Raw genomic sequence first — 6,000 nt, forward strand, 5'->3', positions numbered from 1 at the left:
GGCATGCAGGTCATCGTCGGGAGTGGTATCGGTCGTCTAAGCCTTGGACACGGGTCGCTCCGTCGTCGAGGGTCAGGCCGGGATGTGAGAGGCGTTGGACCCTCTCTGCCCGGCCGACACCGAATGCCCTCGTGGTGAATCTGCGTTAACCACAATGTGAGGCATGGGAATATAAAAATCAACCTTGCCACGGGAAGTCCGGGAAGGCATGGTGTAACGCATGGTCACGAATAGTCAGATCCGCGCCGCACGCGCCCTCCTCGGCATCAAGCAGAGCGACCTCGCCGAGTGGTCGGGCGTCAGCCAAGGCACCATCGCGAAGTTCGAGCTCGGGTTGAGGACGCCGTTCGCGCCGAACCTCGCCGCGATGGAGCGGGCCCTGGAGGAGCACGGCGTCATCTTCCTCGCCGCCACGGATGACCGCGGGCCCGGCGTCTGCCTCGCCGCGGAAGGGTCTGCACCGGACGCAGACCCCTCAGGATCGGGCGCGCTTGAGCAGGTATGAAGGTGGCTCGCCCCACCGGGCCTTGCAGGCCTCGACGCCATGGGATGCGAGCAGCTTCAGGACTGCGGCGCGGGTGGGCTGAAATTTCAGCTTGTCGTCCCAGGAGACGTTCCAAGCCGAGGGCTCGCCCCGGTCGTATCGAATCCGCGAGAGGCGATTGCTCACCAGGCCGGGCGTGACGCCCTTCAGCTTGGCGTAGGCCGCGAGGGAACCGGCGGCCGCGATCCCGGCCTCCACCTCATCGTCGTTGAGCAGGCGTTCCCGGCGGTAGCTCATCAGGCGGCCAGCCGACTGATGCCGAGGTACGCGTCCCAGTCGAACGGGGGCCACCAGCGCAAGTCCCGCGGCCGGTACTCGGGGATCGGGTCGGCGAGGATGCCGGCCCGGAGCATGCCCGCCAGGGTGAGGAGGAAGGCGACGTCGCCCTTGCTCACCGACGCCTCCCGCCCGGGGGGAGCCGGTTCATGGCGTCCGTATTGTCCTCGGTCGCCTTCGTGTTCTGCCGGGTGATGCGGGTCAGGTCCTCCACGGATTCCCGCAGGTCCCCGATGCATGACCGCACGTCCGAGATCGCGTCGCGGTCATCGGGATGCATGCGCCCCATGGTCCGCTGGGCGGACAGGGGCGGCTCCATGGTGGTGGTGTCGGAGGCCCGGCGCTGCTTGATGATGCCGCCGAGGATGCCGAGCAGGGCCGCCCCGAAGCCGGCCACGCTGGCGATCAGCCCCTTCCAGGGCTCCAAGGCGGTGAGGACGCCAGACAGGATGGTGCTCACGGGGCGAAGCTCCTCGGCAGTGGAGCCGGGGGCGCCGCCTGCATCATCTTGAAGACCCGCCCGGCGACGACGATGTCTCGGCCGGCGCGGAAGGCTGAGCGGATGTCCGAGACGGCCAGGGCGGCCGAGAAGGCGGCGCCGATCCCGAAGGCCCCGACCGATGGCACCCAGAACAGCACCGCGATGTAGGCGTGGAGCGTCGCCCCGATCAGCGCGGTGATGGCCCTGAGTAACGGGGTCCGTCGCCAGTGGCCGTTGATCGCCAGCGCGGCGATGCGGACGATGGCGACGCCCCCGATCAGGACGGCCCATTCGCTCTCCGGCATGATGGCGGCGAACCGGTCGAAGATGGCGCCGGTCGCGAACGTCTTGCCCGGCAGCGCCAGCAGGATCGCGATCAGCGCGTCCGTGCCGGCGCAGTGCCACTCCAGGTCACGGCTCGGCGTGAACACGGTCGGGACGCTTCGGATCGATCTCATGGGCGCCACCCGCATGCCTTGGCCCCGAACTCGTTGTGAGCGAGGACCTCCCGCTGGCGGGCCGGCGTCATGGCTTGGATCTCGGAGCGAGAGGGACGCTGGGGCCGGGCGGTCTCGCAGAACGAGCCTCCGGGGCTGCCGCCGGAGGTGACGCACCCGGCAAGGGCGGCCGCGAGAACCGCGGCGAGGACGACGGGCTTCATCGGGACCACCTTTCCAGTCGCCGGGTGACCTCGGCGTCGGACTGGGAAGCGACGTCCCGGTCGATCCGCGCCCGCTCGGTGCGGGCTTCGGCATTGGCGCGGTCGACCCGCGCCATGGCCTCGTCGCGCCCGGCCTTTCGGATGCGCCCGGCGGCGACGAAGAGGGCCCATGCCACCGCGGCCGCGGCGGCCGCCGTGCGGGCGAACCGGCTGCTGGCGAGCAGCGCCAGGGCGGGCGCGCCCCATGGCGACATGACGAAGGCGAATAGGGCCGCGAGGGGCAGGCCCGTAAGGATGACCCAGGTGCTCACCGACGGTGTCTCCGAATCCGGGTTGGGGTGGGGGCGGTCGCGCGGATCGCCCGGATGGCCGCCTCGAAGGCGGGATCGACCTTCGGCGGAGGGTCCGAGGTTCCGACGAGCGCAGCCATGACGCCGGCGAGACGGTCGACCCGTGGGCACATCGGCGCCGTGGCGAGGGAAGCCACGACGGCGGTTGCGGCGAGGGCGCAGGTCATGCCTCGGCCTCGGCGTTGACCGGCTTGGCCTCGGCCCCATTCGCCTGGATGAGCCGGTAGAGGCCGTAGCCGACCGAGACGACCGTGAGCGCGGTGCAGACGGTGCGGATGGTCCCGACGTCGGCGAAGGGCTGGAGCTGCGCGAGGATGTCGGCGCTCTTCTCGCCGATGACGCCCAGGGCCGTGACCACCGCCGTCTTCACGCCCTTGAGCTTGGTCAGCGCGACCTTGGCGGCGTTGGCGCCGCGGGCGGAGGGCGCGGGCTCGACCGTAAGGAGGGCGAGCGGTCGCCCGGTGACCAGCATGCTCTTCGAGATCTGGCGCACCTCGCCAACACGGCGGGTCCAGCCCTTGCCGTAGGTCGGCCAGTTCGTGAGCTTGCGCATGTAGGCGAGGCGGGCATCCGAGATGGCGTCGATCAGGGCCGTGGGCGCCACGGCCGAGACCTGCTCGATGGTCGGGTCTCCGATCTGGCCATCGAGCTTTACGCGGCGGCCGAGAGTGGCCAGGGCGCCGCAGAGGATCAGGCCTGCGCGGCGGACGCCCGAGTTGATGGCGATGTCGAGGACCGCGTAGTCGACCCCGGCGGGCAGGTCATCGAACCGCACGGGGGCGGCGTACTGGCGCCGGTAGATCTCGACGGCCTGCGCCTTGGTGATGTTGGCGATGTCGAGGTTCGGGAAGCTGTTCGCCGCGATGCCGTATTTCGTGCCGAGGAGCTTGCCCTTGCCGACCTTGCCGCCCGTCCAGTTGCCCGGGTCGCGACGGTCGCTCGTGAACCCGCCCTCGTGCTGGAGGACGAGGGCCATCACGGCCTGGAAGTTGGATGCTGACATGATCGTCCCCGATGCTGGGACCGCCCCCGGATTCGGGGGACGTCGCCAGCGTGGGGACGGATGAGGCGTCACCGAGCGCCGGGGGCGGCTACGGTGAGGGGACCGCCCCGCCGTGCATCGGCCAACACATGGTCAGCGAGCGGTTCCCAGGATGCCCACGATTTCAGAGGCTCCAGGGAAGTTGCTTCGTCCGCTTGAGCCCGACGGCGGCCGCGATCTGGTAGGCGCGCCGCTGGGAGACGTCGCAGTCGTAAAACCCGCACTTGATCCTGTAGTGCTCTTCCGGGCGCCACCCCTTGATCGATTTCCGGATGCCCTTCGGCTCCAGCTTCCGCTCGGCGATCCGCCGGCGGACGAGGTCCAGGATGTCGGCCTTGTCGTTCAGGTAATCCTCGGTCGCGCACGGCCGGAGGCGGATCTGCCGGCTATCCGGCTTCGGCGCGTCGCTGTTGTTCCCGATGACGGCGCGCGGGTTTTCGGTCAGGGTGTCGGTGGTGTCGTCGAACACGATGGATGCCCCCACAGGCAAGGTCCTCATTGGGACCGTCGAATCCTCGCGGGATTCGTTGGGCAGGATTGTGCCATCCAGGGGTGCAACCACAAAATCTGGTATACGCAATCCTTGAGGCGGGCCGGTGCCTTAGCGTCGCACGGCGTCAAGGTTGACCCATCGCGCCGCCCGACCGGCAGGCCAGAACCGAATCGACCGACCTTGGGGTCCCGTGCGCGGGCCGCATCCGAGGCTCGATTCCCCGCCCCGAGCCATGCGCCATACCCGTGGCTGCGACGGCCTACGTAGTTTTCCGAGAGAAATCTTCGGTCCCGAGGCGAGGCCGCCAGACGGGTTCAGCATGGCCCGGCGAGGATTCCTCATCCCGTTCGGACTTACCCAATCTCAGGCGTCTGGCAGGTGCGCTGTTTGAGGGTTTCCAGCCCCCTTGGGTCAACGCCGTTTTCTCGGGTTTTCGTGCTCCAAGACGCCGCCTAAGCGCCTCTGGTCAAAGGCTTATCTCGGGGGGACTATTCTCGATCCGTGTCGGTAGAGGTGCCTGACGCGGGCCCATCGAGAGCCCCACCCCCCCATGGACTTCGACCCCCGTTGTACTGACGCCCGCGCGCTGGATTTCCATTGGCGCGCCTCCGACGACCTCGCCTCCGCCGCAGGCCTCTCGGAACTCGGTCGCCACTCTTATAGGCGGGCACGCAACAGCGTCCTGGCGAGCCTCGTCCTCGCCGGGGATTCCGACAGGCCGTGGGTCTCGTACAGCCGGTCGAGCGATTTCTACGCCGCCGAGGGCCGATACGAGGGTACGGACTACAGCCTCACCAACCTCAAGCTCGCGGTCGCGGAGTTCACCGAGGCCGGCCTGATCGAGGAGATGCGGTCCAAGCGCGGCTCGCACCTTACGCACGGCTACCAGAGCCGGATGATCGCGACGGACAAGCTGATGACACTCGCCGAGGGTGTCGACCTGACGTACGTCGGAACACGCTGCCCCCTGGTCATGAAGGCCGAGGACGGCAGCCGCGTCGCCTACCGCGAGACAGCGCAGACCCGGCGCCTCGTGGCCGAGGTCGAGGACATCAATAGCTACCTCGGCGGCATCGAAGTCGGAATCAGCGCCGACGCGTCGCCGGACGACTGGCAGCACACCCGGCACCACATTCGCGCCCGCAAGGTGAAGGACAACTGCGAGACTTGGACGTGCGTCCGCCCGACGCCGAGCCCTGAAGTGTTCAGGGTGTTCGGGCGGGGACGCTGGGACCGGCACGGACGTTGGTACGGCTGGTGGCAGAACCTCCCGAAGGCTCGCCGGGCCGAGCTCCTGATTAACAACGAGCTCTGCATCGAACCCGATTTCGCCTGCCTTCACCCAACCTTGCTCTACGCCCTGCGTGGCGTCGTCCTCCAGCACGATCCCTATGAGCTCCGGGGATGGGATAGGTCCGCCGGAAAACTGGCGCTCAACGTCTCCATCAACGCCCCGACCGTGAACAGCGCCATCCAGGCCCTCCTGCAAAAGCGGGGCGACAAGAAGGGCGATGGCTCACCGGCATGGGCCTACGGGCCCGTCGAGACCCGGCGCATCGTCGAGGCCGTCAAGAAGGCTAACCCGGTCATCGCCAACGACATCGGGAGCGACGCCGGCGTGCGCCTCATGAGCATCGATTCCGGCATGGCGCACGCGGTCATGAAGCGGTCTCGGGCCACCGGGATCAGCGTCTTGCCGGTGCACGACAGCTTCATCGCACCGGGGTCCAGAGGCATGGAGGTGAGCGGTATAATGAGTGACGTCTTAGCTGAAACCATTTCGACCATTTCCCCTTCGAGATCAGGGGGTTCGGTCCAATCGATCCGATATACCCCCTCGGGGGCGATCCCGGGGGCCGTGGGTGACCTTCCTTCCCTGGAGGTGGCCCCCGCTGCGGAGCCCTTGGTGACCCTTCCTCCGGGGGGTCGTGGGAATACCCCTCCCTCCTCGGAGACCCCTTCTCCGGAGGCCCTGGGTGGTCTCGCTGCCGAGGTGACCGCTACCTCCCCGGAGGGTGAGGAGAGCCCCCTTTCCGGAGGGACCGGGTCACTCCCCCCGGAGGCTGCGTTCCGCCCCGTCCTTCCCGTGAGACCCTCTCTCCGGTCCCCTTCTCTCCGGCCCGTCGTCGACCCCGCGCCGCTTTCTCTACCCC

The 6,000-nt window shown here is 68.4% G+C and carries 9 protein-coding genes; 2 read left to right on the forward strand and 7 right to left on the reverse strand.

Going from position 1 to position 6,000, the window contains the following annotated elements:
• Positions 1-220: 220 nt before the first annotated feature.
• Positions 221-505: a helix-turn-helix transcriptional regulator gene (locus tag FV227_RS09600; protein ID WP_147853479.1), complete on the forward strand. Its 285-nt coding sequence runs from the start codon at positions 221-223 to the stop codon at positions 503-505.
• Here FV227_RS09600 and FV227_RS09605 read toward each other — a convergent pair.
• The 7 genes from FV227_RS09605 to FV227_RS09635 form a co-directional block, all read right to left on the reverse strand.
• Positions 476-781 (reverse strand): hypothetical protein, encoded by a 306-nt coding sequence (locus FV227_RS09605; RefSeq protein ID WP_147853480.1) that lies wholly within the window; start codon positions 779-781, stop codon positions 476-478. The two genes, FV227_RS09600 and FV227_RS09605, sit on opposite strands and share 30 nt — an antisense overlap.
• Positions 781-939 carry a hypothetical protein gene (locus FV227_RS28915; protein ID WP_187274739.1) on the reverse strand — a complete coding sequence of 53 codons (159 nt, stop codon included), beginning with the start codon at positions 937-939 and terminating at the stop codon, positions 781-783. Before FV227_RS28915 ends, FV227_RS09605 begins: the two co-directional genes overlap by 1 nt.
• Positions 936-1,280 (reverse strand): hypothetical protein, encoded by a 345-nt coding sequence (locus FV227_RS09610; protein WP_147853481.1) that lies wholly within the window; start codon positions 1,278-1,280, stop codon positions 936-938. The genes FV227_RS28915 and FV227_RS09610 overlap by 4 nt, the downstream gene beginning before the upstream one ends.
• Complete coding sequence (locus FV227_RS09615) at positions 1,277-1,759, reverse strand: hypothetical protein (protein ID WP_147858814.1); 483 nt, start codon at positions 1,757-1,759, stop codon at positions 1,277-1,279. The genes FV227_RS09610 and FV227_RS09615 overlap by 4 nt, the downstream gene beginning before the upstream one ends.
• A gap of 199 nt (positions 1,760-1,958) precedes the next feature.
• Entirely contained in the window at positions 1,959-2,273 is a 315-nt protein-coding gene (locus FV227_RS09625) for a hypothetical protein (protein ID WP_147858815.1), read from the reverse strand.
• A 202-nt stretch (positions 2,274-2,475) separates the two neighbouring features.
• Entirely contained in the window at positions 2,476-3,315 is an 840-nt protein-coding gene (locus FV227_RS09630) for a glycosyl hydrolase 108 family protein (RefSeq protein ID WP_147853017.1), read from the reverse strand.
• 163 nt (positions 3,316-3,478) lie between these two features.
• Complete coding sequence (locus tag FV227_RS09635) at positions 3,479-3,838, reverse strand: hypothetical protein (RefSeq protein ID WP_147853018.1); 360 nt, start codon at positions 3,836-3,838, stop codon at positions 3,479-3,481.
• Positions 3,839-4,397: 559 nt separating this feature from the next.
• Between FV227_RS09635 and FV227_RS09640 the strand changes: the two genes are divergently transcribed.
• On the forward strand, positions 4,398-6,000 hold a 1,603-nt coding region (locus FV227_RS09640), incomplete at its 3' end, for a hypothetical protein (protein WP_147858816.1).

The sequence above is a fragment of the Methylobacterium sp. WL119 genome (assembly GCF_008039875.1).
Classification (GTDB): domain Bacteria; phylum Pseudomonadota; class Alphaproteobacteria; order Rhizobiales; family Beijerinckiaceae; genus Methylobacterium.

Bases quoted from the DNA above. Each gene is read 5' to 3' on its own strand.
- FV227_RS09615 (WP_147858814.1), bottom strand. From the start codon at position 1,759: ATGAGATCGATCCGAAGCGTCCCGACCGTGTTCACGCCGAGCCGTGAC.
- FV227_RS09600 (WP_147853479.1), top strand. From the start codon at position 221: ATGGTCACGAATAGTCAGATCCGCGCCGCACGCGCCCTCCTCGGCATC.
- FV227_RS09630 (WP_147853017.1), bottom strand. From the start codon at position 3,315: ATGTCAGCATCCAACTTCCAGGCCGTGATGGCCCTCGTCCTCCAGCAC.
- FV227_RS09605 (WP_147853480.1), bottom strand. From the start codon at position 781: ATGAGCTACCGCCGGGAACGCCTGCTCAACGACGATGAGGTGGAGGCC.